The organism is Rhizobium sp. NZLR8 (assembly GCF_019685025.1).
Taxonomy (GTDB): Bacteria; Pseudomonadota; Alphaproteobacteria; order Rhizobiales; family Rhizobiaceae; genus Rhizobium.
This window is the reverse complement of sequence record NZ_JABDVY010000018.1, coordinates 49,855-64,329: the sequence shown is the minus strand read 5'-3', so window position 1 is coordinate 64,329 and position 14,475 is coordinate 49,855. Positions and strand designations below refer to the sequence as shown.

15 protein-coding genes and 1 pseudogene are annotated in these 14,475 nt (G+C 60.8%); 4 read left to right on the top strand and 12 right to left on the bottom strand.

What is annotated here, in order from left to right; all coding sequences use genetic code 11:
* Window positions 1–142 precede the first annotated feature (142 nt).
* Both HJB89_RS28690 and HJB89_RS28685 read right to left on the bottom strand, forming a co-directional pair.
* Window positions 143–964 (bottom strand): c-type cytochrome, encoded by an 822-nt coding sequence (locus HJB89_RS28690; protein ID WP_221150849.1) that lies wholly within the window; start codon window positions 962–964, stop codon window positions 143–145.
* A gap of 161 nt (window positions 965–1,125) precedes the next feature.
* On the bottom strand, window positions 1,126–1,374 hold the full coding sequence (locus HJB89_RS28685) for a hypothetical protein (RefSeq protein ID WP_207580632.1): 249 nt from the start codon (window positions 1,372–1,374) through the stop codon (window positions 1,126–1,128).
* A 166-nt stretch (window positions 1,375–1,540) separates the two neighbouring features.
* On the opposite strand from HJB89_RS28685, the gene HJB89_RS28680 reads away from it, so the two are divergent.
* The 3 genes from HJB89_RS28680 (at window position 1,541) to HJB89_RS28670 (ending at window position 3,812) form a co-directional block, all read left to right on the top strand.
* Window positions 1,541–2,776: a hypothetical protein gene (locus HJB89_RS28680; protein ID WP_221150848.1), complete on the top strand. Its 1,236-nt coding sequence runs from the start codon at window positions 1,541–1,543 to the stop codon at window positions 2,774–2,776.
* Window positions 2,777–3,013: 237 nt separating this feature from the next.
* Entirely contained in the window at window positions 3,014–3,340 is a 327-nt protein-coding gene (locus HJB89_RS28675) for a helix-turn-helix transcriptional regulator (RefSeq protein ID WP_246762665.1), read from the top strand.
* A 1-nt stretch (window position 3,341) separates the two neighbouring features.
* Entirely contained in the window at window positions 3,342–3,812 is a 471-nt protein-coding gene (locus HJB89_RS28670; protein WP_221150847.1) for an SRPBCC domain-containing protein, read from the top strand.
* A 214-nt stretch (window positions 3,813–4,026) separates the two neighbouring features.
* Here HJB89_RS28670 and HJB89_RS28665 read toward each other — a convergent pair whose 3' ends face one another.
* The 4 genes and pseudogenes from HJB89_RS28665 to HJB89_RS28650 form a co-directional block, all read right to left on the bottom strand.
* Complete coding sequence (locus tag HJB89_RS28665) at window positions 4,027–4,260, bottom strand: BolA/IbaG family iron-sulfur metabolism protein (protein WP_003586236.1); 234 nt, start codon at window positions 4,258–4,260, stop codon at window positions 4,027–4,029.
* 19 nt (window positions 4,261–4,279) lie between these two features.
* A complete protein-coding gene (gene purL, locus HJB89_RS28660; RefSeq protein WP_221150846.1) occupies window positions 4,280–6,511 on the bottom strand; it encodes a phosphoribosylformylglycinamidine synthase subunit PurL in 2,232 nt (743 codons plus the stop codon).
* Window positions 6,512–6,632: 121 nt separating this feature from the next.
* Window positions 6,633–7,209: pseudogene (locus HJB89_RS28655) on the bottom strand (acyloxyacyl hydrolase).
* Window positions 7,210–7,330: 121 nt separating this feature from the next.
* Window positions 7,331–8,749, bottom strand: a complete 1,419-nt coding sequence (locus tag HJB89_RS28650; protein ID WP_207580628.1) for a PLP-dependent aminotransferase family protein — start codon at window positions 8,747–8,749, stop codon at window positions 7,331–7,333.
* An 81-nt stretch (window positions 8,750–8,830) separates the two neighbouring features.
* On the opposite strand from HJB89_RS28650, the gene HJB89_RS28645 reads away from it, so the two are divergent.
* Window positions 8,831–9,088 carry a DUF1127 domain-containing protein gene (locus HJB89_RS28645; RefSeq protein WP_207580627.1) on the top strand — a complete coding sequence of 86 codons (258 nt, stop codon included), beginning with the start codon at window positions 8,831–8,833 and terminating at the stop codon, window positions 9,086–9,088.
* Between the two features lie 26 nt (window positions 9,089–9,114).
* On the opposite strand, the gene HJB89_RS28640 is transcribed toward HJB89_RS28645, so the two are convergent.
* The 6 genes from HJB89_RS28640 to HJB89_RS28615 form a co-directional block, all read right to left on the bottom strand.
* Window positions 9,115–9,513, bottom strand: coding sequence for a hypothetical protein (locus HJB89_RS28640; protein WP_207580626.1), 399 nt, complete (start codon window positions 9,511–9,513; stop codon window positions 9,115–9,117).
* A 90-nt stretch (window positions 9,514–9,603) separates the two neighbouring features.
* Complete coding sequence (gene purQ / locus HJB89_RS28635) at window positions 9,604–10,275, bottom strand: phosphoribosylformylglycinamidine synthase subunit PurQ (RefSeq protein WP_207580625.1); 672 nt, start codon at window positions 10,273–10,275, stop codon at window positions 9,604–9,606.
* Entirely contained in the window at window positions 10,272–10,826 is a 555-nt protein-coding gene (locus HJB89_RS28630) for an RNA 2'-phosphotransferase (protein ID WP_221117094.1), read from the bottom strand. Before HJB89_RS28630 ends, purQ begins: the two co-directional genes overlap by 4 nt.
* Window positions 10,827–10,870: 44 nt before the next feature.
* Entirely contained in the window at window positions 10,871–11,113 is a 243-nt protein-coding gene (purS, locus tag HJB89_RS28625) for a phosphoribosylformylglycinamidine synthase subunit PurS (RefSeq protein ID WP_207580623.1), read from the bottom strand.
* A 15-nt stretch (window positions 11,114–11,128) separates the two neighbouring features.
* The gene (gene purC / locus HJB89_RS28620; RefSeq protein ID WP_003540062.1) at window positions 11,129–11,893 is read right to left on the bottom strand and encodes a phosphoribosylaminoimidazolesuccinocarboxamide synthase; all 765 of its coding nucleotides are present in this window, start codon (window positions 11,891–11,893) and stop codon (window positions 11,129–11,131) included.
* A gap of 272 nt (window positions 11,894–12,165) precedes the next feature.
* Window positions 12,166–14,463: a bifunctional diguanylate cyclase/phosphodiesterase gene (locus tag HJB89_RS28615; RefSeq protein WP_221150845.1), complete on the bottom strand. Its 2,298-nt coding sequence runs from the start codon at window positions 14,461–14,463 to the stop codon at window positions 12,166–12,168.
* Window positions 14,464–14,475: the final 12 nt, after the last annotated feature.

The window sequence follows — 14,475 nt, the reverse complement described above, 5'->3', positions numbered from 1 at the left end:
AACCAAATCCTTTCAACAGGCGGGTTAAAGGCCCGCCGTTTCAATCGTTGTCTTTAGATAGCATGCGGCAGCAGGAATTCCAGCCGCCCAAACCAAAAAAAGACCAATTATCGCAGGCCTCTCCGGGGCTGTTGCTGGCACGTTACGGTTGGTGGGTGAGATAAGCCTGAATCTGTTCGATTTCAGTATCGGTGAAATATTTGAAATCCCACTGCGAAACCTGGGTCATCACGCCGAGGTCACGGCCTCCGACACCCTTTCCGGTGCGCAGCAGGTTCTTGAAATCGGCAGCCGAATAGGATTGTGCCAGGGGCTTCAGCGCCGGGGCAAGAAAGGCTTCGGACTGTTTCGCCGTATCGAGATTGTGGCAGTGGCTGCAATCGGTCCTAAAGGCATATTCACCGATATCGGCCGGGCGCGTGGCGGCGGGGGCGATGACGGCAAGCACCAGATCTGCCTCGAAGGGGATCTTATCGAGCGCCAGGCCCACTCGGCCGAGCGGCCCCCATTGTATTCCTCCCGCCACGGCGTCGGGAAGTTGCTTCAGGGTGCGAAGCCAGGCGATAAGTGCTGCCATGTCGTCGTCAGTAATATTGGCGAAATTACCAGCCGGCATGATCAAGACGCCGGTGCCGTCCTTCTTGACGCCGTGGCGAATGAGACGCACGAGCTCGGCATCGCTGTACATGGGCACTAGGCGGGTCAGGTTCGGCGCGACGATGCGACCGACGCCGGGCTCGTCGATCAGCACGTTGCCGGCATCGTGATGGCAGCCGCCGCACATCAGCGTGCGGGCGCGGCGTTCGGCCTCTTCCGGGGACAGCGTCGTCTTGACGGCAAAATCGGAGGCCGCGATATCGTAGGTTCTGGAAAGGCGCATCTCCGACAGGGCGTAGACGCCGGCGACGGCGATGAGACAGATCGCGACAACGGCCGCGAGGACAATTTTCAAAATACGTTTCACTGGCTCAGGCCCCCCCAAAAAAATCTGCAAGATCGGTGCCCGCGAAGGCACCGGGCACTAAAGCACGTCGCATCAAACTTGATTCATGCGACGCGCTTTAGTCCTTTGTTTTTATGCATGTCGTTATCCCGGAACCGCTGCACACTTCCGGGCAACATGCATTAGCTGCTGCGCTGGCGGCTGCGGCCGGCGGCAGTGCGGCGCTTGCTCACCTGTTTGCGGGCGGGCTTGCGTGTCGTCGCCGTCTTGCGGGCGGTCGAGGCTGGCTTGCGCGCTGCAGCCGTCGTCGACGCGCCGCGCGTTTTACTCTTCTTGCGCTTCGTCGTGGCGCGGCCGGTGGTTTTCTTGAGGATTTCCTTCAGCACGCTATCGACGACGCCTGATATCAATTCTTTGACGAGATCGGCCACAAAACCCCTCCGTTCGTGGTGGAAACGACATGGGTGCTATTGAATTCCGGAAGAGTTCCGTTAGCAAGACGGCTTCGAGGCCGGAGCTGCTTTTTTGCCGATATCAGCGGCAAAGCAGCGAGGATCACAAGCAACATGCCGGCCATTCGCCCGGCCGGAAGGTGGAATGAAACTGATTGAAAAGCGGGTCGTCCTACACTTCGCCGGATTTGAGCCGCTTGACGGCGCCGCCCACAGGGCGCGTTACGAACGTTCTGCCAAGCAGAGTGCTGCCGTCTGGGGCTATTCAGTTGAGGTGGGGGCGCCCGCAGCGGGAAGCGATCCCCTCAGTTTCGAGGTTACGACGGGCAGCGGGGCAGCCGCTGACGCGGCGCCCGAGGCAGCCGCTGACGCGGCGCCTGAGGCAGCCGGCACGGCGCCCGAGGCAGGCACTGGTTCTCCTGGCTGGCAGACGAAGAGCTGGATCCACATGGTCGATCACGACGCGCTGGTAAGCCGGCTGCGCGGCGGCAATACGCTGAGCCAGATCATTACGGGTTTCCGCAGTTGCGCCCAGATCATATTGGAAGGCGGCATGCGGGGATATTTCCGCCATGCCTGGCGCTTCGGCCTATTCTTCCTCTTTCCGTTCATGCTGACGGCGCTGGCGATTGCGCTGACGGTGCAAATCGCTGTGCTGCCCTATGGTCTCGGCTTTTCGCCGTGGCACATGCTGTGGAGCGGGCCGCTCGCGCTCTGCTTCTTCATCTTCGCCTTCCTGCCGTTTTCCGAACGCTTCCATACGCTGCATCTGTTTGCCGATTGGAAAATGGCGGTGGCGCTCGGCCGCATGGACCGGACGGATTTCAACGACTGGCTGGAAGACCGGGCGGCTGCCGTGCGCAAGGCGCTGGCGCAAGAGGCGGACGAATATGTGATCTCCTCGCACAGCATGGGGTCGAACGTCGCCGCCCATGTCATCGGCATATTGCTGGAAAGGGAGCCGGAGATCTTCAAGGGCAAGCGCGTGGTGTTTGCGACCCTCGGCAGCGCCATCCTGCAATGCGCGCTGCTGTCATCGGCAACGCAGCTGCGTGCCCGCGTCGGGCTGATTGCCCGGTGCGAGGACATTTCCTGGCTCGACGTGCAGTGTCTGACGGACTCGATCAATTTCTACAAGGTGCCCGTCGTTTCCGTGTGTGGCCATGGGGATGCACCTGAGGCAAAAATGATCCTGATCCGCGTCAAGCAGATGCTGACGCGCAAACACTATCGCAAGATCCGCAAGGACCAGCTGCGCGTCCACCGGCAATATGTGCTCGGGCCGGACCTGAAGGCGCCCTTCGATTTCACGCTGATGACATCAGGGCCGATGCCGGCATCGGTCTTCGCCAGCCCCGATGAAAAGCGAATGCCCGGCTGAGCGCCCCAACCCCGTCGCAAATCCCTGTCGCGAAACTCCCACTTTTGCGAGCGGTTTCTTGCGACATTGACAGGAAAGTTCAGTGCCGGCCGTTTGTCGCGGAAGTTAGAAATCTTGCGACAAACAAGTGCGAACAAGCTTCATACCCCTTGCTCAAAGCGCGTGCCCAGTCAAAAAAAGGTAGCCGTATGGATATCTATCTTGACCGATCCATCAGCTCTCCGTAAAGATAGCCATATGGATACCTATGAAGTGAGCTTCCCGAAGATTTTCGGGGCTTTGTCCGACCCGACCCGGCTCGCAGTCGTCGAAAGGCTCTTGGATGGACCTGCCTCGGTGACCGATCTGTCGCGGCCGTTCGATATGGCAGGCCCCTCGTTCCTGAAGCACCTCCGCGTACTCGAAAACGCGGGCGTCATCGCGTCAAGCAAATCCGGGCGAGTGAGAACGGTTAGCCTCGTACCAGACTCGCTGATGCGGGTGGAACATTGGGTCCGTCAACACCGCGCCCGGCTTGAGGAACGTTTCGACAGACTTGGCAACTTCCTAAATCAGGAGCAGTAAAGTGACAAAAACAGAACAAGAGCACAGATCGATTACCATCGAACGCGGTTTTTCCAATTGCGTGGATCACGTCTGGGCGGCGTGGGCGATTCCCGAAAAGAAGAAAGCATGGTTCGGTGAAGGACTGGCGGAATGCGACTTTCGCGAGGGAGGAGCCGAGCGCAGCAGCTTTGTCACGGACATGGGAACCCACACCAACCAGACGCACTATTTCGAGATCAAGGAATCCAAGAGGATTGTGTTTGCCTATTCGATGGCCCTCAATGGTCGTATCCATACGGTGTCGCTGGCGACCGTGCTGTTCTCCGACCATGGCGGCGGGACGAAGCTGACTTACGTGGAACAGTTATGCGTCATCCCGCCGAGCGACGGCGCTGAAGGGCGAGAACACGGCTGGAGAGCGCTGCTGGATGGGCTGGAGAGCTATTTAGCCGGTGATATTCAAGACAGGCGTAGCAAAATTTCCAATTAAGGCGGCAGTTTTGCGACTGGATTTTGCGACGTCGCGAAAACAAGCATTCCGCGACGGGTGAGTGCGCAGAGTGCTTCATGAAGATTTTTCCAGCAAGATAAACCACGCGAAACGTTCATGCCGCACGGGATTCGGCATTAATATCTACTTGGATGCCACATTTAAGTTAGGGGTTAGACCCAAGCGCCAGGCGTCGTTTATCCACAGGACGAGCCTATTCCGGCGCGGAGGTCTGCAGCGCCAGCGCGTGCAACACGCCGCCCATATTGCCCTTCAGCGCCTCGTAGACCATCTGGTGCTGCTGCACGCGGCTCTTGCCGCGGAAGACTTCGGCGACGACTTCGGCGGCGTAATGATCGCCGTCGCCCGCCAGATCGCGGATCGTCACCTTGGCACCGGGAATCCCAGCCTTGATCATGTCTTCGATATCGCCGGGTTTCATGGCCATGATCGTTACTCCTTGCGCATCATTCCGCGGCGAGTTCGCCGCGGCCTTCCATGAAATCAGGGAACCACGATTCATGGGCATCGCGCAATTGCTGAATCGGCAGCGCGATCAGATCGCCGACGACGAGTGCCGTCCCGCCGACCGTGCCGAGGCGGCGGAAAGGAACGCCGGCGCCTTCTGCATTGGCGCAGACGAAATTTGCCACGTCGGCAGGCACCGTCAAGATGTAGCGAGCCTGGTCTTCGCCGAAGAGCAGCGCATGCGGCGCGCCTTTGCCTTCGTCGAGATCGATCATCAGGCCCTTGTTCGATGCCATGGCCATTTCGGCGAGCGCCACAGCAAGGCCGCCCGACGAAATATCGTGGCAGGCGGTCGCCTGGCCGTTGCGGATGACGGAGCGGACAAAATCGCCGTTGCGCCGCTCGGCAAACAGATCCACTTCGGGTGCCGGACCTTCGTGGCTGGTGAGCACATCGCGGAGGTAGACCGACTGGCCGAGATGGCTGCCGTCGACGCCGATCATGATCACCTTGTCGCCGTCATTGGCGGAGCCGATGCGGGTCATCTGGCGCCAATCCGGCAGCAGGCCGACGCCCGCAATTGTCGGGGTCGGCAGGATGGCGACGCCGTTGGTCTCGTTGTAGAGCGAGACGTTACCTGAGACGATCGGGAAGTCGAGCGCGCGGCAGGCTTCGCCAATGCCCTTCACCGCTTCGACGAACTGGCCCATGATTTCGGGCTTTTCGGGGTTGCCAAAATTGAGATTGTCGGTGGCGGCGAGCGGCTCGGCACCCGTCGCGGTGATGTTGCGCCAGCACTCGGCGACTGCCTGCTTGCCGCCTTCGAAGGGGTCGGCCTCGACATAACGCGGGGTGACGTCGGAGGAGAAGGCGAGCGCCTTGCTCGGGTGGCCGTCGACGCGCACGACACCGGCATCGCCGCCCGGAAGCTGCAGCGAATTGCCCTGGATCAGCGTGTCGTACTGCTCGTAGACCCAGCGGCGGCTCGACTGATTGGCGGAGCCGACAAGCTGGAGCAGCGCCTGGCCGTAATCCTCAGGGGCTGCGACGAGATTAGCGGGCAGGGGAGCCTGCTTGCCGGATTCGCGCCAGGGGCGGTCATATTCCGGCGCCTGGTCGCCGAGATCCTTGATCGGCAGATTGGCGACTTCCTCGCCCTGATGCATGACGCGGAAGCGCAGGTCGTCTGTCGTTTTACCGACGATGGCAAAGTCGAGGCCCCATTTGACAAAGATCGCCTTGGCTTCCGCTTCCTTCTCCGGCTGTAGCACCATGAGCATGCGCTCCTGGCTTTCCGACAGCATCATCTCGTAGGCGGTCATCATCTCTTCGCGCACCGGCACCTTGTCGAGCTCGAGCAGGATGCCGAGATCGCCCTTGGCGCCCATTTCGACGGCTGAGCAGGTGAGGCCGGCCGCACCCATGTCCTGGATGGCGATGACCGCGCCGGTCTGCATCAGCTCAAGGCAGGCTTCGAGCAGGCACTTTTCGGTGAAGGGGTCGCCGACCTGAACGGTCGGGCGCTTTTCCTCGATCGATTCGTCGAATTCGGCCGATGCCATCGTCGCGCCGCCGACGCCGTCGCGGCCGGTCTTGGCGCCGAGATAGACGACCGGAAGGCCGACGCCCTTGGCCTCGGACAGGAAAATGGCGTTGGATTTGGCGATGCCGGCGGCAAAGGCGTTGACGAGGATGTTACCGTTATAGCGGGCATCGAACTCGACTTCGCCGCCGACGGTCGGCACGCCGAAGGAATTGCCGTAGCCGCCGACGCCGGAGACGACGCCGGAGACCAGATGGCGGGTCTTCGGGTGATCCGGCTCGCCGAAGCGCAACGCGTTCATGGCGGCGATCGGGCGCGCACCCATGGTGAAGACGTCGCGCAGGATGCCGCCAACGCCGGTCGCGGCCCCCTGATAGGGTTCGATATAGGAGGGGTGGTTGTGGCTCTCCATCTTGAAGACGACGCAATCGCCATCATCGATATCGACCACGCCGGCATTTTCGCCCGGGCCCTGGATGACGCGCGGCCCCGTGGTCGGCAACGTGCGCAGCCACTTCTTCGAGGATTTGTAGGAGCAGTGCTCATTCCACATGGCCGAGAAGATACCGAGTTCGGTAAAAGTCGGTTCGCGGCCGATCAGATCGAGAATGCGCTGGTACTCGTCCGGTTTCAGGCCATGGCTTGCAATGAGTTCCGGCGTGATCGGCATGGTGTTTGGAATGGTCATGAGCGGAAAGTCCCTGGCGCGTTTTGCGCTGTCTTTAGCTTATGTAGCGGCGACGCGCGACAGAAAAAAGCTTGCCGTCAACAGAGGGCGGGCAGGCTTTTCCCACAAGGGGTCAAACCAGTCAGAACTTGTAGCCGACCTGCAGGCCGGCGCGTGTCACGCCGTCGTTCGGGCCGTCGCAGAGATTGGCATGCGAGGAGTGGGCGATCTGGGCCATCAGGTTCCAGTGAGGATTGAAACGGTAGCCGGCGCCGGCATATTCGCGGAACAGAACGCGACAGCCGAGTTCCGGGCCATCGCCATTGCCCTTGAGATCGCCGTATGGATAACGCCGCCGAAGCCGGCTTCGGCAAAGAGCTTCTCGTTGAAATTGACCGTCCAGGCGAAACCTATGAAGAATTGGGGGACCTCGCCCGACGTGCCGATCGAGGTGCCGAGATGGACACGGGGGTGTAACAACTGCTGCTGCCAGCCGACGGCCGTGTCAGATCCGAAAGGATCGAAGAGAGCGGTAATCTCAGGAAAGACGCCGTCTTCCCTGGAATGGCCCGATTGCACCGAGGTCGAAACCCCAAAACGCAGTTCATCGAATATCTGCTCGCCGGCATTTGCCGAACCTGCCATCAAGGTTCGGGTTACCGCTGCTGCTGACGCGGCACTCAAAAAACCAACGCGATTCTTCCGAAGCCGACCCTCATATCCTGTCCTTTGATTCGCGTTAGGCGCGAATAACAAAGAGGTAACATGGAGGTTGAGTCAGTGAAGCGCTGTGAACAGGCTCTGGCGTTTTTCTAAATTATGACGTGTATCTGCAACACGTCATATTTCACCGTCATAGGCGGAACCGCCATTTTCCAGCAGCCGGCGCAGGATCATCAGGCCGGAGATCAGTTCCTGCCCCGTCTTCGGCGAGGAAAAACCGATGCGAACGCGATGATAGGATTTCTCCCCGCGGGCTGCCTTGAACTCGTCCTCGTCGTCGACGAGCACGCCGTCTCGGAAGGCGGCATTCTTGAAGGTGCCCGACATCCAGGGCTCCGGCAATTTCAGCCAGAGGAAGGGCGCGTGCAGGTGCGACGTGAAATCGAAGCCCTGCAATTGCTCCCGGGCAAGCCGGACGCGCCGGGAGAGTTCCTCGACGCTCTGCTTGCGGATCTCGTGGGCGATACCGCTTTCAACGAGGCGCGCGCAGGTCTCCGCCAGGATGAAGGGCAGACCACCGGTGATCATCTTGTGCGTCACCCGGATGCGCTGGGCAAAATGTGGCGGGCATGCGACCCAGCCGCCGCGCACACCAGCGGCCACCGATTTCGACAAGCCGTTGACGAGGAACGTTCGATCGGGGGCAAGCGAGGCGAGCAGTGGCGTCTCATCGTCGGCCATGCCGCCGTAGAGATCGTCTTCGATCAGCCAAACGCCGTGTTTCCTGGCGATTGCGGCGATTGCCGCGCGCCGCTCGTAGGGCATGATCGCCACGGTGGGATTGTGGACGGTCGGCATCAGGAAGGCGATCTTCGGATGCTGCTGCTGGCAGAGCCGCTCGAAATCGTCCGGGATCACGCCGAGTTCATCGGACTCGACAGTCAGCGTGCGGCGGCCGAGAAGGCGGGCGCTGCGGCTGACCTGGGTGTAAGTGAGATCCTCAAAGACGATCTTGTCGCCCGGCGCCGAGACGGCGGCGATGACGGCGATCGCCGCCGCATGAGCGCCGAGTGTCGGCACGATGTTTTCGGCCTCCGGCGTCCAGCCGCCGCGGGCAAGCCAGAGGCGGCCGGCTTCAAACCAGTTGCGCGGAAAAGTGCGGGAATAGGATGAAATCTCGGCGAGATGCTGCTCACCGATTTCGGCGAGGATGCCGGATATGATCTTTCCCTGGCCAAGGTCCGGGGCGGCAGTGGTATCAAAGCGGATCTTGTCTGCAGGCGCGTCCTGGACGCGGGTGCCGCCAAGCGAGACAGTCAGCGGGTCGGTCTGTTCCCCAGGCTGGGTTTCTGAACGGTTCAGCACATAAGTGCCGCGCCCGACCTCGCCTGCGACCAGGCCGCGCTCGTGCACCAATGCATAGGCGCGGCCGATCGTGCCGATGGTCACCCCGATATCGTAAGCGAGGTTGCGTTGCGGCGGCAATTTGCTGCCGGCGGGCAGGGCGCCGCTGGCGATGGCAGTTTCGATGCTGTCGGCAAGCCGGAGATAGACCGGACCGGAACCGCGGGAGAGATCGGGAAGCCAATTTGTCATGGTGACAATTACCTATATTGTCACATTGTCCCTGTCAAGATTAAGAGTCAATTCCAACGGACAACCGAGAGGATTTCTGGAATGTCTGCCTTGCTTGAGATCAAAATGCCGATTGTACCGATTGTCTCTTACGACGATAGGAGACAGATCGTCCTGCCCGACGCGCCTGCCGAGGCGACGACACGTTTGGGGCGGATCTGGGCGGCGATTCTTTTTTGGAATCAGAAGCGGGAAGGCCGCCGGGCACTGAGAAATCTGACGGCGAGCGAACTCAAGGATATCGGCGTGTCGCAGTCCGATGCCGCGCGCGAAGTCGGCAAGTCGTTCTTCTGGGATTGATCGAGCCTGGGCGCTGATCGCAGCGGTCAGCTGCAGGCCTTATTGCCACCGGACCAGCGATTGACGTCGGCGGCGATACGGCCGGCGACCGGCTCCGACATCATCGGACCGAAGGCCTGGAGGCGCGACGGGCTTCCCTCGGCCTGAACGACGAGCAGCGGCCGGCTTTCCGGGCTGCCCTTGTGGACGACCAGAATGCGCGGGCGGCCGGAGAAGGAATTAAGTTCCGGCGCAAGCTTGTACGCAGCAAAAGCCGGATCGCCCGACTTGAACCAGCAGGCATTGGCGGCGAGCGCAACGCGTTCCATCGTCGGCAGCGCGGCGCGGTTCGGACCCGTCGTCGGCGCCGGCGTCTGGCAGGCTGCGACCATGGCTGCGAGAGTGGCGAGCAGGGCAGCGTTAGCGACAGAATGGCGAGGGCGCATCGATCTTGCTCCGGATCCGGATAAAAGGATTTTGAATTCAAAGTGCCACAGCGATGTTCGCGTATCTGAAAAGAGGCGCGGCGCTGTAGATCAGGCGGCGATGACGTCGAGCGCCGAGGCGAAGAGGCCGCGGCCGTCCGAACCGCCATGGGCGGCTTCGATCAGGTTCTCGGGATGCGGCATCATGCCGAGAACGTTGCCCTTTTCGTTCATGACCGCGGCGATGTCGCTGATCGAGCCATTCGGATTGGTGCCCTCGGCATAACGGAAGACCACCTGACCATTGCCTTCGATCTGAGCCAGCGTTGCTTCGTCGGCGAAGTAATTACCGTCGTGATGAGCGACCGGGCAGCGGATGACCTGGCCTTGCGCGTAAGCACGGGTGAAATCCGTCTCGGCATTGACGACTTCGAGTTTGATCTCGCGGCAGACGAATTTCAGCGAGGCATTGCGCATCAGCGCGCCAGGCAGCAGGCCGGCCTCGACGAGGATCTGGAAGCCGTTGCAGACGCCGAGCACCTTCACGCCCTTTGCCGCCTTGTCGATGATTGCCTGCATGACCGGCATGCGGGCCGCGATAGCGCCGCAGCGCAGGTAATCGCCATAGGAGAAGCCGCCGGGGATAACGATCAGGTCGACATCGGGGATCTCAGTCTCCGTCTGCCAGATCGTCACCGGGGGCTTCCCGGAAATCTTGGTCAAGGCGGCGATCATATCGCGGTCGCGGTTGAGGCCCGGAAGTTGAACGACGGCTGATTTCATGGGGTCCCCGCGTCTGGCGAAAGATATTGAACTGGAACGCTTTCGGCGAGCCATACCCCATTGTCGGAGACAAAGAAAGAATGGCCTTCTGAAAACATGCGGGCCGCGTCCACACGCAGGATGACATACTCACCCTTGCGGCGCATTGCGACGATTTTCGCGGTTTCGACATCCGCCGACAGATGAACGTGGTGCCGCTGCATCTTCTTCAAGCCTTCGCGCTCGATCGCCTGCCAGTTCGTCAGAGACGTGCCGTGATAAAGTGCTGCGGGCGGTTCCACCGGGTTCAAGGCGAGATCGACCTCGACGCTATGACCCTGATTGGCGCGAATTTTGTTGTCGGCGAGAGTGAAGCGCTTCTTCGGATTGTTTTCGACGATCTCGACAATATCGGCGCGGGAAACATCGTATTTCGATGCCACCGCTTTTTCGAGCGCATCGAACGATACCCAGCCTTCGGCATCGAGCGTCAAACCCGCGGCATCAGGCGCATGGCGCAAAACATAGCTCATAAATTTCGAGACTTCCGTCTCCAGCTTTGTCTTCGTCATGACGCCAAATCCTCAAAGTCCGCCGGACCACGGGTCTCTGATCGTCAGTCGATCGCGATCGCGTAGTTCTCGATTACCGTGTTGGCGAGCAGTTTTTCGCACATGGCCTTGAGGTCGGCCTCTGCCTTGGCCTTGTCGGCGCTTTCCAGCTCCAGGTCGAAGACCTTGCCCTGTCTTACATGGCCGACGCCCGAGAAGCCGAGGGCACCAAGCGCGCCTTCGATAGCCTTGCCCTGCGGATCGAGAACGCCGTTTTTCAGCGTGACGGTGACACGAGCCTTGATCACTTTGTCTTCCCTGCTTTACTTGACCAGAACCGGGCCGGTGCCGCGCACAGGCTCATTTTCATTGATGATGCCGAGACGGCGGGCAACTTCGGAATAGGCTTCGAGCAGCCCGCCGAGATCGCGGCGGAAACGATCCTTGTCCATCTTCTCGTGGGTCTCGATATCCCAGAGCCGGCAGCTGTCCGGCGAGATTTCGTCGGCAAGGATGATGCGCATCATATCGCCTTCGAAGAGGCGGCCGCATTCGATCTTGAAGTCGACGAGCTGGATGCCGACGCCGAGGAAGAGGCCGGTCATGAAGTCGTTGACGCGGATGGCCAACGCCATGATGTCGTCGAGCTCGGCCGGATTGGCCCAGCCGAAGGCGGTGATGTGCTCTTCGGAGACCATCGGATCGTCAAGCGCGTCTGATTTGTAATAGAATTCGATGATCGAGCGCGGCAGTACCACGCCTTCATCGATCCCGAGGCGCTTGGCGAGCGAACCGGCGGCGACGTTGCGCACGACGATCTCCAGCGGGATCATCTCTACTTCCTTGATCAGCTGCTCGCGCATGTTGAGCCGGCGGATGAAATGAGTAGGGATGCCGATCTTGTTCAGATGGCTGAAGATATATTCGCAGATGCGGTTATTGAGGACGCCCTTGCCATCGATGACTTCGTGTTTCTTCTTGTTGAAGGCGGTGGCATCGTCCTTGAAGAACTGGATCAAAGTGCCCGGTTCCGGGCCCTCATACAAGATCTTTGCCTTGCCCTCGTAGATACGGCGGCGACGGTTCATCGTGGTCATTCTCTATTGTTGGCGCTCTTGGGATAGCGCGAGTGGATCGATCTCGTGGCGTCCCCTTAAAGGAAAAGAGTGTGTTTCACAATCCGCCTGTCCCTCCTTCGCCGGTTTCGGGATTTCTGGCCCCGGTTTCCGGATTTCGTGGTTCCGGCTTCCGGATTTTACGAAATACCGCCAAGAGAATCGAATGAATTCGCAAGACGAGTCTACCGCCTTTTCCCATACGGTGAAATGACGGCGAAATGGCGGGAGGTTTATGCAGGTCTTTATTTGGCGGCTCTGCTTGGCAGCGCGTGACGAAGCTGCGTCTGCAGGGCGCGCGCGGCGATTTGCCCGTGACGCCAGCTTCCGGCACGGATGAAGGAAGGGATCTGCATGGCCGGCATTGGCCGGGCAAGCGCATAACCCTGCAGCGTGTCGCAGTCGAGTTCTTCGAGAATGCGGATATGATCGGCCGTCTCGACACCCTCGGCGATGACGAGGATGTTCAGCGAGCGACCGATGTCGATGATCGAGCCGACGAGTTTGCGCTGCTCGGCCGATTGCGGCAGCATGCGGATCAGCTCGCGGTCGATCTTCAACGTCTTCGGGCTCAAGCGCAGCAGGCTGACGATCGAGGCATGGCCGGTGCCGAAATCATCGATCTGGATGTCGATGCCGAGCTTGCGCAGCTTTTTCAGGTTGGCGGCCACCGCCTCGTCGCAATCGTCGAGCGAGATCGATTCCAGCAATTCGAAGGCGAACGTGCCGGGCTGGATTTTCAGGGCGCGGAGTTTCTTGCCTAGATCGGGATCGGCGAGCCGTCTGGCCGAAACGTTGACCGATATTTTCGGAACCGACAGCCCGTCCTTGATCCAGACGCGGCGATCGGCCATGGCGCGCTCCAGGATCAGGGCGTCGATGGTCGAGACGACGTCGAGGTCTTCGGCGATATCGAGGAAGCGGTCGGGCGTCAGCAGCCCATGCACCGGATGCTGCCAGCGGGCAAGTGTTTCGACGCCTGCGACATCCAGCGTGCGGGCATCGAACTGCAGCTGATAGAAGGGCACGAATTCATTGCGCTCGAGGCCGATCAGGATCTCGTCGGCGAGGTGCTTGGCGGAGATGATGTCGCGGCGGGCAGCAGCCGAGAAAAATTCGAAGCGATTGCGGCCCAGGCCCTTGGCACGATAGAGCGCGATATCGGCATCGAGCAGCATCTGCTTGGCGTCGAGTGTCGGTCCGCTGTCGCTGGCGATGCCGATGCTGGCGCCGAAGCGGCAGTCGTGCCCCTCATATCGGACGGGTTTGCGCAATTCGCGGATGACACGTTCGGCAAGGCCGCCGATCTTCTTCGATGCGGGATCGACGATGCAGAGGATGACGAATTCGTCGCCGCCGATGCGGGCGACGAAATCGGCGGCACGGACGGAATTTCTGAGTACGGTTGCGGCATGCCGCAGCATGGCGTCGCCGGCCCGGTGGCCGAGCGTGTCGTTGATCTGCTTGAAGCGGTCGAGATCGATATGCAGGATCGCCAGCGCCAGGCCCTTGGCCCGGCATTCGGCGGAGCGTTCGTCCAGCATCTTGTCGAGATAACGGCGGTTCGGCAGGCTGGTGAGATAATCGTGCAGCGCCAGGTGCTCGATGCTCTCCTTGGCGGCTTCGAGTTCGCGGTTGCGGGCCTCGGCCAGATCCTTGGCGCGCTGCAGCTCGTTTCGGAGCGCGACCTCCCCGGTGACGTCCCAATTGGCGCCGATCAGCTTGCGGTGGCCGTTGCCGTCGACGAAGAAGGCCGAGCGGGCGCGGATAACGCGTTCGGCGCCGTCGCCGCGAATGATGCGGTATTCCTGCTGGAAGTCACTTCCGCTTTCGACGCTGCGGTCGGACAAGCCCAGCACGCGCTCGCGGTCGTCGGGATGCAGGCTTTTCGCCCAGGCGTCGCTGGCGATTTGGCGTGGGGCGCCCTGCAGCCCGTATATGGCGATGAGACGCTCATCCCATTCGACGGTCTCATTCTCGATATCCGCCTCGAAGACGCCGATGCGGGAAATCTCCAGCGCCAGATCGAGCCGGCGCGACAAACGCGACAGCGTCTCCTCGGCCTCCTTGCGGGCGGTGATATCGGTATCGGTGCCGACGATCCGCGACGGTACGCCGCTCTCGTTCCATTCGACGCAGGCGCCGCGGCAGTCGATCCACATCCAGTGACCGTCCCTGTGGCGCTCGCGATATTCGAAGATCTGGTAATCCGGGTCGCCGGCGTTTTGCCGGTCGATGGCGTGGATGACGAAATCGCGGTCATCGGGATGGACGAGCTGCAGCCAGGTGTCGTAATCGCCAGCGGCTTCCTCGTCGGGCGCCATGCCGCGCATGGTCTTCCACGTCTGCGAGTAATATTTGCGATCAAGACGGTAGTTGTGATCCCATACGCCAAGGCCGGAGCCGACGAGCGCATGGTTCCACCGGCTCTCCCGCTCCGCTAGGTCGGAATCATCGTCTGCCCCGTTGCCGACGCCTGCCTCGGCCGCTAAGGCCTCGTTATGCGGATCATCGGCCTCTGGATGGGCTTTCTTCACAGGCATTCTCGCTTAATT